This window comes from Filomicrobium sp. (assembly GCF_025698805.1).
GTDB lineage: Bacteria > Pseudomonadota > Alphaproteobacteria > Rhizobiales > Hyphomicrobiaceae > Filomicrobium > Filomicrobium insigne.
On sequence record NZ_JAILWT010000006.1, the window covers coordinates 60,835 to 75,838 of the forward strand.

At 58.7% G+C, this 15,004-nt stretch carries 15 protein-coding genes; 11 read left to right on the forward strand and 4 right to left on the reverse strand.

What is annotated here, in order from left to right:
• Positions 1-68: 68 nt before the first annotated feature.
• From K5845_RS15420 to K5845_RS15435, 4 genes are all read left to right on the forward strand, one after another.
• Positions 69-1,367 (forward strand): HlyD family secretion protein, encoded by a 1,299-nt coding sequence (locus tag K5845_RS15420; protein ID WP_082101175.1) that lies wholly within the window; start codon positions 69-71, stop codon positions 1,365-1,367.
• 25 nt (positions 1,368-1,392) lie between these two features.
• Positions 1,393-2,964, forward strand: a complete 1,572-nt coding sequence (locus K5845_RS15425) for a DHA2 family efflux MFS transporter permease subunit (RefSeq protein ID WP_046478350.1) — start codon at positions 1,393-1,395, stop codon at positions 2,962-2,964.
• A 171-nt stretch (positions 2,965-3,135) separates the two neighbouring features.
• On the forward strand, positions 3,136-3,489 hold the full coding sequence (locus K5845_RS15430) for a YciI family protein (protein WP_287959413.1): 354 nt from the start codon (positions 3,136-3,138) through the stop codon (positions 3,487-3,489).
• Positions 3,490-3,555: 66 nt separating this feature from the next.
• Complete coding sequence (locus tag K5845_RS15435) at positions 3,556-4,818, forward strand: RNA polymerase sigma factor (protein WP_287959414.1); 1,263 nt, start codon at positions 3,556-3,558, stop codon at positions 4,816-4,818.
• 13 nt (positions 4,819-4,831) lie between these two features.
• Here the strand turns inward: K5845_RS15435 and K5845_RS15440 are convergent, their stop codons facing one another.
• Positions 4,832-5,188, reverse strand: coding sequence for a hypothetical protein (locus tag K5845_RS15440; RefSeq protein ID WP_287959415.1), 357 nt, complete (start codon positions 5,186-5,188; stop codon positions 4,832-4,834).
• Between the two features lie 322 nt (positions 5,189-5,510).
• On the opposite strand from K5845_RS15440, the gene K5845_RS15445 reads away from it, so the two are divergent.
• Together K5845_RS15445 and K5845_RS15450 are read left to right on the forward strand one after the other, a co-directional pair.
• Positions 5,511-6,194 carry a peptidoglycan-binding domain-containing protein gene (locus K5845_RS15445; protein ID WP_287959416.1) on the forward strand — a complete coding sequence of 228 codons (684 nt, stop codon included), beginning with the start codon at positions 5,511-5,513 and terminating at the stop codon, positions 6,192-6,194.
• A 26-nt stretch (positions 6,195-6,220) separates the two neighbouring features.
• Positions 6,221-6,568 carry a DUF1491 family protein gene (locus K5845_RS15450; protein ID WP_046478355.1) on the forward strand — a complete coding sequence of 116 codons (348 nt, stop codon included), beginning with the start codon at positions 6,221-6,223 and terminating at the stop codon, positions 6,566-6,568.
• A gap of 380 nt (positions 6,569-6,948) precedes the next feature.
• Here K5845_RS15450 and K5845_RS15455 read toward each other — a convergent pair whose 3' ends face one another.
• The 3 genes from K5845_RS15455 to K5845_RS15465 all read right to left on the reverse strand — a co-directional run bounded on the left by K5845_RS15455 (position 6,949) and on the right by K5845_RS15465 (position 10,488).
• On the reverse strand, positions 6,949-7,533 hold the full coding sequence (locus K5845_RS15455) for a DUF1254 domain-containing protein (RefSeq protein ID WP_046478357.1): 585 nt from the start codon (positions 7,531-7,533) through the stop codon (positions 6,949-6,951).
• A gap of 2 nt (positions 7,534-7,535) precedes the next feature.
• On the reverse strand, positions 7,536-8,159 hold the full coding sequence (locus K5845_RS15460; protein WP_052744009.1) for a DUF1214 domain-containing protein: 624 nt from the start codon (positions 8,157-8,159) through the stop codon (positions 7,536-7,538).
• 106 nt (positions 8,160-8,265) lie between these two features.
• Positions 8,266-10,488, reverse strand: coding sequence for a transglycosylase domain-containing protein (locus K5845_RS15465; RefSeq protein WP_076605318.1), 2,223 nt, complete (start codon positions 10,486-10,488; stop codon positions 8,266-8,268).
• A 180-nt stretch (positions 10,489-10,668) separates the two neighbouring features.
• Between K5845_RS15465 and K5845_RS15470 the strand changes: the two genes are divergently transcribed.
• From K5845_RS15470 to K5845_RS15490, 5 genes are all read left to right on the forward strand, one after another.
• Entirely contained in the window at positions 10,669-11,115 is a 447-nt protein-coding gene (locus tag K5845_RS15470) for a YcgN family cysteine cluster protein (RefSeq protein ID WP_046478358.1), read from the forward strand.
• 139 nt (positions 11,116-11,254) lie between these two features.
• Positions 11,255-11,806 carry a hypothetical protein gene (locus K5845_RS15475; protein WP_287959417.1) on the forward strand — a complete coding sequence of 184 codons (552 nt, stop codon included), beginning with the start codon at positions 11,255-11,257 and terminating at the stop codon, positions 11,804-11,806.
• The gene (locus K5845_RS15480; protein WP_287959418.1) at positions 11,760-13,064 is read left to right on the forward strand and encodes a DNA-packaging protein; all 1,305 of its coding nucleotides are present in this window, start codon (positions 11,760-11,762) and stop codon (positions 13,062-13,064) included. Before K5845_RS15475 ends, K5845_RS15480 begins: the two co-directional genes overlap by 47 nt.
• A gap of 48 nt (positions 13,065-13,112) precedes the next feature.
• The gene (locus tag K5845_RS15485; protein WP_287959486.1) at positions 13,113-14,309 is read left to right on the forward strand and encodes a phage portal protein; all 1,197 of its coding nucleotides are present in this window, start codon (positions 13,113-13,115) and stop codon (positions 14,307-14,309) included.
• Positions 14,287-15,000: an HK97 family phage prohead protease gene (locus K5845_RS15490; RefSeq protein WP_287959419.1), complete on the forward strand. Its 714-nt coding sequence runs from the start codon at positions 14,287-14,289 to the stop codon at positions 14,998-15,000. The genes K5845_RS15485 and K5845_RS15490 overlap by 23 nt, the downstream gene beginning before the upstream one ends.
• Positions 15,001-15,004 lie beyond the last annotated feature (4 nt).

Genomic DNA, 15,004 nt, shown 5'->3' on the forward strand with positions numbered 1-15,004 from the left:
CGTATAAGATGGCTAAGTCAAGCCATGACTGAACGGTTCGGTCAATCATGATTTAAGCAGGCGAATACATGCTAAAGGTTCGTGATAACAATGAGCTAAAGTCTTTCGAGGATGGCGATGTGCCGGTCTCGGAGCCGGATTTCACGCCTTCGTCCCTGACTGTCGAAGCGAAGGGGCCGCGTGTTGTGCCCCCGCCTGCAGACCCTGAGAGCCGCGAGGCGGAGAAGGCGCCTCAAGATGCGCCGGGGGCGAAGCCCGACGCGGAGGCTTCTCCGCCTGCGCCAGCCAAGCGGCATCGGCTGCGGCGGCTTGTGATTGTTGCGGTTGCGTTGATCGCGCTGGGCGCTGGCGGCTGGTATGGACATTACTGGTGGACGACGGGCCGTTTCCTCGTTTCGACCGATGACGCTTATGTGGGCGCGCACACGGCGACGCTGGCGGCCAAGGTTTCAGGCTATATTTCTTCCATTGATGTTCGCGATAACCAGGAGGTGCATCCGGGTGAGGTGATCGCGCGTATCGATGACGGTGACTACAAGCTGGCGGTTCAGTCCGCCCGCGATAACGTGGCGATCCAGCAAGCTGCGATCGCGCGGATCGGCAAGCAAGTGGACGCCCAGGACGCAGCAGTTTCACAGGCCAAGGCTCAGCTTATTTCCGCCAACGCCGCAGCCAAACAAGCCGAACTTGAATTGGTGCGTCAGCAGCAACTCGCAAATCGTGATTATGCCAGCCGGCAGGCGCTGGAGCAGGCGCAGGCGAACCGTGATCAGACGGCGGCGGCTGTGGAAGGGGCGAAGGCCGGTGTGACGGCGGCGGAGACCAATGTGGCTGTGCTCAAGGCGCAGCAGCAGGAAGCCGAGCGGACACTCAAGCAACAGCAGACCGCACTGGCCAAGGCTGAGCGGGATCTGTCCTTCACTGTAATTCGCGCGCCGATTGATGGCGTGATCGGAAACCGCGCCATGCAGGTGGGCGACTACGTGCAGCCGGGGCAGCGTCTCGCGGCGCTGGTGCCACTGGATGACGTCTATATCGATGCGAATTTCAAGGAGACGCAGCTTGCCGATCTGCGTCCGGGGCAGCCGGTCACCGTGTCAGTGGACGCGCTTCCTGATCATGACCTCAAGGGCAGCGTTGTGAGTGTGGCGCCGGCTTCAGGCTCGGTCTTCTCCCTACTGCCGCCGGATAATGCGACAGGCAACTTCACCAAAATCGTACAGCGCATCCCGGTGCGGATCCGTGTGCCGGTCTCGGACAAGAAGCATGAGCTTTTGCGGCCCGGTATGTCGGTCGTCGTAACGGTGGATGCGAAGCCAGGCGCGACCGAGGGGGCCTCTGTCGCTGCAGTTCAAAGCGTCAAGTAAGTGTGAGAGATAAGCGAGCCATGCCATGGCCGATACGAACGGAATATCTTCAGAGATTGCTGACGATCGCATAGATCCGCGCCGGCTCATCGCGTTCCTGACAATGGTATTCGGGATGTTCATGGCGATCCTGGACATCCAGATCGTTTCGGCGTCGCTGACGGAGATCCAGGCTGGTCTCGCAGCGAGCAGTAATGAGATCACCTGGGTTCAGACAGCGTACCTCATCGCCGAAGTGGTGATGATCCCGTTGTCGGGGTTCCTGTCTCGCGCGCTGGGGACGCGCATCCTGTTCGCCGTTTCTGCGGGAGGCTTTGCGGCTGCTAGCCTCATGTGCGGGCTTTCGACCTCTATCAACGAGATGATCATATGGCGCGCCATTCAGGGGTTCATCGGCGGCGGTATGATCCCGACGGTTTTCGCCTCAGCCTACCTGATTTTTCCGCGGTCGCGCATGAATGTGATTGTACCGTTGATCGGGTTGGTTGCGACATTGGCACCGACGATCGGTCCGACGGTGGGAGGTTACCTCACCAATATCCTGTCATGGCACTGGTTGTTCTTCATCAACGTTATTCCGGGTATCTGTGTGGCGATCGCCGCATTGGCTCTCATTGATTTCGATGAGCCCGATTTCAGTCTCTTCAATACTTTCGACTGGTTTGGCTTGTTGTTTATGGCTGGGTTCCTAGGCGGCCTCCAATATGTTCTGGAAGAGGGGCCGCGCAATGACTGGTTCGGTGACGATGCCGTTCTCGTTATGGCGTGGGTTTCCGGGCTTTCGGCGATTGCGTTCTTTGTGCGGGTTTTGACAGCGCGCACGCCCATTGTCGATCTGTCGTCCTTCCAAAACCGCAACTTCGCAGTGGGCTCGCTCTTCTCGTTTGTGCTTGGCATCGGTCTTTATGGGTTGACGTATCTCTATCCCATCTACCTCGGCCAGATCCGTGGGTATGACGCACTCATGATTGGCGAGACGATGTTTGTGTCCGGTTTGGCCATGTTCCTCACTGCTCCGGTGGCCGGGCGGTTGATGCCGGTAGTCGACAAGCGCTTGATGCTGATGGTGGGCTTTCTGTTTTTCGCGGTTGGCACGTGGTGGATGACGTATCTGACCAGCGATTGGGATTTCTATGAGCTTTTATGGCCGCAGATCTTCCGTGGCGTTGGGCTGATGCTGTCAATCATTCCGATCAACGACATCGCGCTTGGCACTCTGCCGCCTGAGCGGGTGAAGAATGCTTCGGGCCTGTTCAACTTGATGCGCAACCTTGGTGGTGCCGTAGGTCTTGCGGGACTGACGACGGTCTTGAATGATCGCACGGATCTCCACTTGGCGCGTTTGCACGAGTCGATCACCTGGTCGCGGCCAGTCGTAGAAGAGACGCTCAACATGCTGACGGAGCGTTTTCACTCTTTCGGTAGCGATGCGCATGCCATGGCGCTCAAGCAGCTGATGCAGATCACGCATCAGCAAGGTGTCGTCATGGCCTTTTCCGATGTGTTTTTGCTGCTGACGCTGCTCTTTGCCGGCCTCGCGTTGCTTTCGCTTCTGGTCAGCAAGCCGAAGGCGGCTGCCGGTGGCGCGGCACATTAAGCACGGTGGGTGGGCACTCCACCGTCGGAAAAAAAATCGCTCGAGGAAAAAAAACATCCATCGTGCCGATCCGGGTGTTGCTCGTTCGACGTTAGGGCAGCGCCGGCCTAATTCTCCCGCGTTAAAACCGCAAATGTCGGTTCATAACCGGATGCAGAAGGATGAGTGACGATGAAATTCCTATCGATGGTCAAGTCTGCGGAGCACCAAGGGCCGCCGCCCATGGCGCTGATGGAAGCGGTCGGTGGTCTCGTAGAGGAGGCGACGAAGGCGGGTATCGTCATCAATGTGGGTGGGCTGATGCCGAGCCAGATGGGCGCTCGTGTCCGTCTCTCCAATGGCAAATTGAGTGTGACCGATGGCCCATTTGCAGAGGCCAGAGAGGTTATTGGGGGATGTGCCATGTTTGAGTTGAAGAGCAAGGAAGAGGCGATTGATTGGGCTAAACGTCTTCTGGCTCTGCATCTGGAGCATTGGCCGGAACGGGAAGGTGAGTGTGAAATTCGCCAAATTGCCTCGGAATAGGGAAACCTCTTCAGTCCATTAGGCGAAAAGTTGCCTGGATGCGGTGAGTTGCGATAGTCGGTAGCCATGACTGCTACCGACGTTCAAGCGAGCATTGACGCCATCTGGCGTATCGAGCAGGCCCGGCTTATTGCCGGGCTCGTGCGGATTGTGCGCGATGTGGATCGTGCAGAAGAGCTGGCTCAGGAAGCGCTTGTGGCCGCGCTGGTGGAATGGCCGAAAACCGGTGTGCCCGTAAAGCCCGGAGCGTGGTTGATGGCTGCAGCGAAACGCCGAGCCATCGACGGGTTTCGCCGCGACAAGATGCTGGAGCGCAAACATGCGGAGATTGGACGAGATCAGGAGAACGTTCGCGACACGAGCATAGAAAAGATCGAGACCGCCATGGACGATGATCTTGGCGATGAACTCTTAGGGCTGATCTTCACCGCATGCCACCCGATTTTATCGGCTCAGGCGCGCGCGGCTCTCACGCTGCGGCTGATCGGCGGGCTTTCGACGGATGAGATTGCCCGTGCCTTCCTTTCGAGTGAAGCGACTGTGGCGCAGCGGATCGTCCGGGCGAAGAAGACGATCGGGAAGGCGGGTCTAACTTTTGAGGTGCCGCGCGGGGCGGCCCTCCAGGAACGGTTGGCTTCGGTTTTGGAGGTTATCTACCTCATTTTCAATGAGGGTTATGCGGCGACTGCCGGAGAGGATCTGATCCGACCGGCGTTGTGTGCGGAGGCTCAGCGTCTTGGTCGTATCCTTGCCGCCGCTCTTCCAGATGAGGCGGAAGTCTTCGGTCTGCTTGCTCTTATGGAAATTCAGGCATCGCGTCTGGGAGCCCGCACAGCGACGGATGGTTCGCTTCTGACATTGAATGAACAGAACCGCGCGCGCTGGGATCAACTTTTGATCCGGCGAGGGCTCGCTGCATTGGAGCGCGCTCAGGCGCTTGGAGGTGCACATTCGCCCTATACGCTGCAGGCAGCGCTTGCCGCTTGTCATGCGCGGGCTCGTAGGGTTGAGGAGACCGACTGGGAGCGGATTTGCTCACTTTACGACACGCTGCGTGAGGTCATGCCATCACCCGTGGTCGATCTGAATAGGGCGGTTGCGCATAGCATGGCGTTTGGCCCTGAGGCCGGATTGGTGCTGCTGGATGCGATTGAACAGGCGGAGGCGTTGGGTGGCTATGCCCCTTTGCCGGCGGCCCGGGGTGACTTTCTCTTCCGTGCGGGGCGGTTAGGAGAGGCCAAGACCGAATTTGAGCGCGCTGCGGTTCTGACCCGCAATTCCCGCGAGAAGGCGTTCCTTCTCGCGCGTGCGCGCTCTTGCGAGCGATGACCTCTCTCGGCGTCTAGTTTGTGAGCTCGTGGCCCCGCCAGGCCGGAAGGCGGTCGCTGGGGGTCAGCGTGCCTCGCTCAAGAGAAGATATAGCGTAGTGATCAAGCTGGCCATCTTCCGGCATACGGCCCAGGTTGCTGGCGGCAAGATTGCGGCGAACCGCGCCTTCCATCATGGCGAAGGCCTGCCCGCCTTTAACGTACACGTTATCCCACGTGGACATGGCCTGATCGCACAGATGCGGGTCGCGCACGCAAGTCTGTGACGTCCAATCGTAAGCCTCACCGACGCGCTCCAATAGCCGTTCGCGATCAATGCCGTCGCGCGGCACGAAGATCACGATCAGAGCCAGGATCAGCAGTAGTCTCATGGGGAACTCCCCCTCCAGTCTACAAATTTACTCGTCTCGAACGCCGCGAAATCCGGTCAGGGTCTCAAGGCTCCCCTGGTGAGGGCGGCAGTGAGATGCGGGCGTCGTTCGTCAGCTTGTACAATAGCGGAGGAAAGCTGCAGAACCGCTCGCGAGGGCGATGCAATTTGTGTTGAATTGCAAAGCTTTGATTATGCTTCTGTTAACGGATATGCGTTCGCGATCTAGCTCAGCAGCTCGCTGGTTAACGTCGCCTTCACAGGCTCCCCAATAGTCTGCCGTGAAAGAGATTTGAGCGTAGAATTGATCGCTGGAGGGGGTAGTGCCGGCAAATATGGTCAAGATTGGGTTACTCGTGTTTGTCGTGTTGGCCGCGACGGTGACCGCCAACGTGATGGCGTTGCAACCTATTGGCCGGCGAGCAATCGGTCCGGCTACCAAAGCAGCTGCCCCTGTTGAGACGGCTACGGTGCCGGAGAAGGCTGATGTGTCCAAGGCGGAACCGTCGGTATTGAACGGCGAGAAAACACCGGATCTTGAAGGTGCGGTACGTCGCGAATTGGGACTGCGTGGGTATGCGCCTGGTGAGGGGGATTTTTCGGGCCTTGAAGCACGTGCAGCTATCTTGGCCTTTGAGAGCGATGCAGGTTTGCCTTTGACCGGACGTGTACGTTCGGAGCTTCTGCAGCAGCTCTTGTTCGGCGTCGCGAGAAACGCTCCTATGGTAGATGCGATGCCTGCCTCTGCCGAGGTCTCGCGAGACGCGCGCGAGGTTATCGCCGCGGCGCAGCGGTCGCTTGCGTTACTCGGTTATAAACTCGAAGCAAACGGTCTTCCCAGCCTTGAGACCCAAAAAGCTATCCGTGAATTTGAGGCCTACTATAAGCTCCCTGTAACGGGCCGAGTTTCGGGACGGCTTATGGCGCAACTTGCTCAGGTTAGTAAGCTCGATCACGGATCGGTGGCTGTAGACAAGCTGCGGGCTCGTGTCGCCTCGCAGCACTAGCGCGGGGGGCCTAGTTTGGCGGCGCGATGCGATTAAAATCTGAAATCTGGGTGAAGGCCTATATCCGGCGCTGCGGAGCTTCCGGGGGGGCGGCATTTGTCGTCCGGCGGGGTGATGACGCTGCAGGGAGTATTTTTATTCGCATCAATCGTCTCGACGGGACATCGACGTTATTTGGTCCGGCTGCTGCAGGGTTAGAGACAGCAGAGATCGAACGCCGATGGTCCCTCCGGCTGGGTCAGGATCCCAAACCAGACGAGGATATCGACGCGTACGTAGCACGTGAAATCAGCTTCGATCCGGACATTTGGGTTATTGAGGTTGAGGATCGTGAGGGGCGACATTTTCTCGAAGATTGGCTTGCTGAAGATTGATTGTCGTCGGTGTGTGTTCCGCTTAAGCTTCGGTTAAGGGAATCATTGCCCTAATCTTCGAAAGTGGGAGCATCCTGGTGGTGCGACAAGCCCGGAAGCACCCTGTGCGACGTAGCGATGGCGTGTTCTATCGCTCGTGTGGCGACTAATTCCGGGGGGTGCTATGGGCACCGTGATCGAGTTTCCAAAGGCGAGGACTGTACGAACCGACAGCATAGATCTGGATGATTTATGCACGACCGGTGAAGTAGTGCTCTTCACAGGCGTTAGATACGCAGAGTTGGAAGCACAGAATAAAGCTGTCCATGAGGACGGTTCCAACGCTTGTAGTAATGAGAAAGACGCGACGGCCTAAACCGGGGCCGTTTGCTTGGCTGATTTTAGAACGGCTCCCAGCTGCAGCGGGCGCGACGTAGGTCGGCTTCGATAAGGTGGTTGTAAGCCTCACCTTTATCCGGCGCTCTGATGATGGCTATTCCGCGCGAGCTTTCCACGGTTTGCGTGCGCGCTGTAGGGCGAGGTCTGCCAAGGGCCTCGGGAGACATTCCAAAAAAGCGGTCTTCAGTGGGCACGATACGAAGGCGCAGCGTGGTGCTGCGGTCATCTCGGCCCGTGGCAGAATAGACGTTGTCACCGTCGGGTGTGTGCAAGGCGAGGGACCACCCGCGCCCAGGTAGCACGGCTGTAACCGTGACCGGACCCGCCGTGGCATCGTAGCGGCACATGGCGTAACGAACGTCGGGCGTCAGGAACGGCAGCGGCTGCGCTTCAGGTGTTACAGGTGGAAGTATCTTTATCTTGTTGACTGGTAGAACGGGCTCCAGCCGGGCGTAGGCTGTCGAGACGTTGAAGAGAGGTGCCGTCAAGGTTGCGATGATGTGCAGAATGCCTATGGCGCACAGAGCGGCCAAAATCACGCGCAGATTGGGGCGCCCGAGCTTTGCCAATCTTTTCAGAATGCGCATGATCATCGGCAGGCCATGCGCTTAATTGAGGGAAGGGTAAGGTCGGCGGCTTCTCCGTCTACAATGGACGTGGCGCCTTCCACGACAGCCAGAATAAGTGTCAGGCGGCCACCGCCACCGGTTGGAAGCCAGTTTCCTGGCCGTGCATCACGGGCCAATGTTACGGTGAAGGTATTGTCAGGCCCCACGGCTACGGTATCGCTTGTGAAGGAATAACGCGCTGCGGGGTTCGGGATCAGGCGGCCGTTATCGTCGAAGACAGTGATACTCCACCAGCGGGCGTCTATCTCTTGTCCCTTGATGCTGTATTCGCATGAAGAGTGCAGGCGCATCCCGTCACTGTCATGGCTGGCGACGTAGGTGCCTGCGAGTTCGGTCGACAAGTTTAGCGTGCCGGATCGTGCGAAGTGGGCTCGTGTGTACGGATCTGCATCAGCGCGGCCTTCAGCCGTCCACGTGACCCAGGGCCCTACGCTTCGCGTGGTCAGGTTCGAGCCGGCGCTCACCATGTACCAGCTCGACGTCAGCCCACCGATCAGGACTATGCCGATGAACATCGCCCAGTCCGACAGTTTGTTGATGACTGTCAGCGTGGTCTTCTTGATCTTGTGAAGGGCGAACGGCATGTGGGCTCGGAGGTGGGGCTAAGCGTTGTGTGCGTGGCTCGAAGTGTGACGCGGGTTGCTCGTGAAGTGTTTTATCAGGCCTCTCTGGCTCGTTCGATTTTATATTTCATGGCCGGGACCTCAACGGAGCCCCCGCCTCGGCGCGTCGCCCGAGGTCAGATTTTGGCTGGGCTTCTTTTTCGCCGGGAGGACCCTCCGCAGGCTCCTGGCCACTGGCTTTGCGCATTGCTGTGCTTACCTGCTTCAGTACGTCCCGTGTTTTGCCCGGCATGAGGCTCGCCGTGTTGGACGGCTTCTGGGCATCACTGTTTGCAAAGCTGCCCTCAGCGCTGGCGAGTTCAGCCAAACGTTGGCGTTCAGCCACTTGAACTGGGTGGGGCCGCAGACCAGGAATTGTCGGGATATTCATGTCTGTATGGGCCACCGACATGTAGGCGTGCCACGTTTCTGCAGGAAGGCTGCCGCCGGTGACGCGGTTTGTCGGGCGGAAATCGTCGTTACCCAGCCATACACCGGTGACGTATTTTCCGGTGAAGCCCATGAACCAAGCATCGCGATAGCTTGAGCTCGTGCCCGTCTTACCGACCGCGTTTGTGAAATCGAGGCGTGCGCGTCCACCGGTTCCGGCTTCGACGACCTCTTGCAACATTCGATTCAAGTCTTCCGCAACTGACTGTTCAATGACGCGCGGCGGTTCGGGTTCGTCGCGTTCGCGCGAGTAAACGAGTTCGCCGCGTGAGTTGACGATTTCTAAAATACCGTAGGGCCGGACTAAGCGTCCGCCATTGGCAAAAGTGGCGTAGCCGCCCGTGTGTTCTAGTACCGTTACGCCGCCATCGCCGAGCGCCATCGAGCAACTTTTGGTAACGCCCGTAACACCGAGGCGGTTTACAACTTCAAGAAGATTGTCGCGGCCGAACTTCAGCGACAGATCGACGGCGGTGGTGTTGTAAGATTTTGCCAGGGCGTAGGACAGGGGAACGCGCCGACCGCTACCATATCCGCCGCTGTAGTTTTTCGGTGTCCAGTTTCCGCAGCTGCGGGAGCTGTCGCGAACCATTGTGTTGGGTTTGTAGCCGTTTTCCAGTGCTAGCAAATAGACATAAGGCTTGAAGGATGAGCCGGGTTGGCGACGTGCGGCTGTTGCACGATTGAACTGGCTTGCGCCGTAATCTACGCCACCAACAATGGCGCGGACTGCTCCATCCGTTTCCATCGAGACTAGGGCGCCGGACTTGACCCGATTGTGCCTGCCTTCGCGGCGGATCGTGGAGGTCAGAGCCTCTTCCGCAGCGCGTTGCAAATTGAGATCCACTGTCGTGCGGGCCGTCAGGACAAATTCACCTTTGCCCTTGGCTATGCGCTGAACTTCTTCGAAGGCCCAGTCGAGGAACCAGTCCGGGCTCGAAGGATCGTTGTGTTCAACGATCTTCGCAGGATGAAGCCGAGCATCGTAAACTTGGCCCGCCGTGTAGAAGCCGGCTTCCACCAAGTTTGAAAGGACCTCGTTGGTGCGCGCGCGCGATGCAGCCAGGTTGATGTGTGGCGCGTAGCTGGTCGGAGCTTTGAACAGACCACCGAGGAGAGCAGCCTCGGCCAAGTTTACGTCACGGACGGATTTGCCGAAGTAAAATTGCGAGGCGGCTTCCACGCCGAAAGCACCACCGCCCATGTAAGCTCGATCGAGATAGAGCTTGAGAATTTCGCGTTTGGTGAAGCGGGATTCCAATAGGAACGCGAGGAACACTTCCTTCAGTTTGCGCTGGATTGAGCGTTCCGGCGAAAGAAAGAGGTTTTTGGCGAGCTGCTGCGTAAGCGTCGAACCGCCCTGTACGACGGCGTCCGCACGCAGGTTTTCGATCAGCGCGCGGAGAGTGCCCTGGAAGTCGACACCGAAATGCTCGAAGAAGCGCCGGTCTTCCGTCGCCAAGGTTGCCTTGATGACCGGGTCTGGGATTTCTTCGAGTGGAACTGCGTCATTGTGCAGGATGCCGCGCTTGCCGATTTCGTTGCCATCTCGGTCGAGGAACTTTACGGAGTATTGGCCGGTGAGGAAGCTTTCCTCACTAAATTCCATGAAGGCCGGGAGAGCCAGAGCGTAAAGTAGAATAAAACCGCCGGTTGCCAGGGTCAGGCACTCGCAGGCCAATTCGTTGAAGAGGCGTTTCCATCCCGTGAGCCGGAAGCGCGCAAAGAAGCTCGACGCCGAATTCCAGGAATCGCAAATGCGGACCCAGGTTTCGGACATCATCGAATCGATCTTCGAATCGATGCTGAGCCAATCTATGATGCGGTCGCGTCCGCCCTGCTTGAAAAACCAGTCGCTCACGGCATGTTGCCCTGTCGATTTGACGGTGCGTAGTTTGGTACTGATCGCACTGAATTAACTCAGCTCGACGCAAGGTGCCAGAGCCAGCTATCAAGTTTGCGCAATAAGAGGTCGCAAATATGGTTCGGCACCCGGTATGCCAGGCGAGCATAGCGGATGCTGAGGCAATAAGGAGACAAGATGTCAGAGCCGTTCTGGCGCACGAAATCGCTTGAAGAATTGTCTCAGGACGAATGGGAGGCTTTGTGCGATGGCTGTGGACGCTGCTGCCTTCTTAAGCTTGAGGACGAGGATACCGGCGAGGTACACCTCACGCGATTGTCATGCCGCCTGCTTGATGTCGGCAACTGCAGGTGTGCGGATTATGAGCGTCGACATGACGCCGTGCACGATTGCATTTCGATTTCACCGGAAATGATCCGCAAGCTGGATTGGCTTCCGGGAAGTTGCGCCTATCGGCGGGTTGCGGAGGGACGCGACTTGGCTTGGTGGCATCCCTTGGTTTCGGGGACGATTGAGACGGTGCATCAGGCTGGAATTTCGGTGCGCGGTTGGGCGCGCCCAGAAGGTACGGTCAACGCCTACAGCATGCACAGGTATATTATCGCGGATTTTGAAGAAGAATGAATTTCGATACTTATCCCCACCGTCGCGCTGCTCGAATAGTATTTGGGTATGGCTGGTAAAGGGTCTCGAGATCCTTACGGCGATCATAGAAAGATCGTTCCGGCCGAAATATAATATCACTGACCATTGAAGAGGCTCGATGCCCATCGCAGACGCGAATTGGGCCGAGATCAGGCGTGCCTACGAGGCTGGACTGGAAACAGTGGCGGCGCTCGCGACACGGTGTGCGGTTTCGGCAGATAGGATCTACAGACGCGCCCGGAAGGAAGGCTGGACGCGCCGGTCATCGCGGCGTGTGAAACAGGCCAAGGGCAAACGCGCTGCGGGCAAAGTTTGTGGAGCTAAGCCGCGCGGCCGTGACGATCGCAAAATCAGTCACGTGGCAATGATCCAGCGGCTTTATCGGGCCATTGACGAAAACCTTAAACGATTGGAGGCCCGGATGGGCTCTGGACGAGAAGTCTCCGCGGCGGAAAGCGCGCGAGAGACGCGGGAACTTGGGGTGATGATTCGAAGCTTCGAAAAGGTGACGGCGTTTGCAACCGACATCGAACGTAGCCGTAAACCCGCCGCACCGGAGCGTATCAGTTCCGCCGATGCGGAGCGCATGCGCGAAGAGATTGCGAAGCGCCTTGAACGCCTCAATGGAGAGGGGAACCCTGGAGCGGGATCTCGTCCTCCTAAGCGATGATCAGGTCGCGGTACTCCACCGCGATTGGCAAGTCTGGGCGCGTGATGATCAACTTCCACCTGTAGTTGGGGAAGATGGAGTGCCTTGGCGCGTCTGGCTTATTCTTGGTGGGCGCGGGGCGGGCAAGACGCGAGCAGGTGCTGAGTGGGTGAGGGCAAAAGCCCTGGGGCTTGGTCCGGTGGGATCGAAGCCTGCGCAACGCATTGCTTTGGTCGGTGAGACAATCGGCGAAGTTCGCAATGTCATGGTCGAAGGCGTTTCGGGAATACTTTCGGTTCATGGGGCCGGGGAGCGGCCAAGTTTTGAAATGTCGAAGCTACAACTTACTTGGTCGAATGGTGCTGTGGCGCAGATGTTTTCGGCCGAAAATCCTGAGGGGCTACGTGGGCCGCAGTTCGATGCGGCGTGGTGTGACGAAATCGCGAAGTGGCGGACTGCGGACGAAACCTGGGACATGCTGCAATTCGGCCTACGTCTTGGTGAGCGACCACAGGTGGTGGCGACCACGACGCCGCGGCGTGTGCCAATTTTGGAACGGCTGATGGAGGATGAGTCGACAGTTGTCAGCCGCTCGACCACTGCGGACAACGCGGGCAATCTCGCGCCCTCGTTTGTTGCAGAGATGATGCGTCGCTACGGCGGAAGCGTTCTCGGGCGGCAGGAGCTGTTTGGAGAGATCATCGCGGACGACGGCGGAGGACTATGGCGCCGCGATTGGATTGAGGAACAGAGAGTTGCCAGTCCGCCACCGTTGAAAAGGATCGTCGTCGCGGTTGATCCGCCGGTTACGGCGACCGTTCAGTCGGATGCCTGCGGAATCGTGGTTGCGGGAGAAGGATTGGATCGGCGCTATTATGTGCTTGCCGATCGCAGTATTCAAGGACGCGCGCCTGCGGTCTGGGCACGGGCAGCAATTGCCGCGAAGAAGGACTTCGACGCAGATCGCGTGGTGGCGGAGGTCAATCAGGGCGGGGATTTGGTGGCGAGCGTACTCCGTCACGTTGATCCGCAATGCCCTGTCCGCAAGGTGCGTGCGACGCGCGGCAAATGGCTTCGCGCTGAGCCCGTGGCTGCTCTTTATGCCGAAGGCCGCGTTGCCCACGTTGGGGCGTTGACTGCGTTGGAAGACGAAATGTGTCTGTTTGGGACGAATGCCTGGGGGCGTGGTCGCAGTCCTGATCGGCTTGATGCCCTGGTGTGGGCGTTGAGCGACCTGATGGAACCTGAGACAGCAGGGCCAGCGGTTCGACTGCTTTGACGTTCTAATTTTCGAAACACAAACCGAGGGATGGTTCGCATGGCGCGCATGATGCAGGCGCTGGCGCGATGGCTGTTGCCCAGTCTGCGGTCAGATCCTGGCGCGGCGAAGGCTAGTGCGACTGGTGCGCTGATCGCGGTTGGCGGCCCGGGGCGTGCCGTGTGGAGTCCGCGAGATTATGCAACCTTTGCTTGCGAGGGCTATGGACAGAACGCGATCGTCTATCGATCGGTCCGCATGATCGCCGAAGCTGCCGCCTCCGTTCCGTTGCTGCTTTACGAAGGCGACATCGAGCTTAGCGAACATCCGCTGCTGGATTTGATTGCGAGACCGGGGCTTGAGCAGACCGGTGTCGATTTGTTCGAGTCCTGGTACGGACACTTGTTGGTGGCCGGCAACGTGTATGCCGAAGCGGTCGCGGTCGGGCGTGAGATCCGCGAGCTGTTTGTGTTGCGGCCTGATCGCATGAAGGTCGTGCCCGGTAGTGATGGGTGGCCGGAAGCCTATGAATACACTGCGGACGGGCGAACGGTTCGATTTCAGCAGGATTTGGAGGGCGGCATACGTCCCATTCTGCATGTCAGGTTGTTTCATCCGACGAACGATCATTATGGGATGAGCCCAATTGAGGCGGCTGCCTCCGCGATCGATATTCATAACGAGGCGGCAAAGTGGAACAAGGCGCTCTTGGACAATGCCGCACGACCTTCCGGTGCGCTCATCTACGCGGCGCGCGACGGTCATCTGACGGGCGAACAATATGATCGTCTCAAGGCTGAGTTCGAGGGTGGGTTTCAAGGCGCCAGCCATGCCGGGCGGCCTCTGCTACTCGAGGGCGGACTTGACTGGAAACAGCTCAGCCTTAGCCCGAAGGAGATGGATTTCATCGAGGCGAAGAACGCGGCTGCGCGTGAAATCGCCCTTGCGCTGGGTGTGCCGCCGATGCTGCTCGGTATTCCTGGCGACAATACCTACTCAAACTATCAGGAAGCCAACCGGTCGTTCTGGCGGCAGACGGTGTTGCCCATGGTGCACCGGACCGCGAAGGCCATGTCGGCGTGGTTAGGTCCTTCCTTCGGAGGCGGGCTCGAGTTGCGCCCTGATCTCGATCAGATCGAAGCATTGTCGATTGAGCGTGAAGCTCTGTGGTCACGCGTGGAGGGAGCAAGTTTCCTCACGCGTGACGAAAAGCGCGCAGCGGTTGGCTACGGGACGGCCCCTGATGGTGACGGCGCGTATGAGTGAAGCTGGACAAGTTCGGGAGGCTGGCTTGGAAGCGAAATTCTTGTCGCTCGATTTCAAGGGCGTCGATGCCCAAGGGTGTTTTTCCGGATATGCGAGCCTGTTCGAGCGGGAGGATCTCGGTCGCGATGTGATTGCCGTCGGCGCCTTTGCGGAGAGCTTGCGTCAGAAGGGGGCGGGGGGCGTCAAGCTGCTGTTTCAGCACGATGCTAATCAACCCATCGGGATCTGGACAGAGCTGCGCGAGGATGCCCGTGGGCTTTTTGCCAAAGGGCAGCTCACGGACGAGGTCGCGCGGGCGCGCGAGGTCGCGTCGTTGATGCGTGCGGGTGCACTGGACGGCTTGTCTATTGGGTTTCGTGCACTCAAGGCACGTCGTGATCCACGCAATGGGATACGCCGTATCGAGAAGGTCGACCTTTGGGAGATATCGGTGGTCACGTTTCCGATGCTTCCGGAGGCGCGGGTTTCACGCGTTAAAGCCGGATCGCTACCGGTGGGTGATCCTACGGAACGAGAATTCGAACGTTGGCTCACGCGGGATGCTGGGCTCACGCGTTCAGAAGCGCGCGCGCTCATGCGTAGCGGCTTCACAGGTTTCCGATCCTTGCGGGATGCGGGCGGAGGCTGTCGCGAAGGCCAGCGGCTCACTGAACGGATCAGTGCTGCCGCGCGTCTTTTGAGGACCAACTGACCGG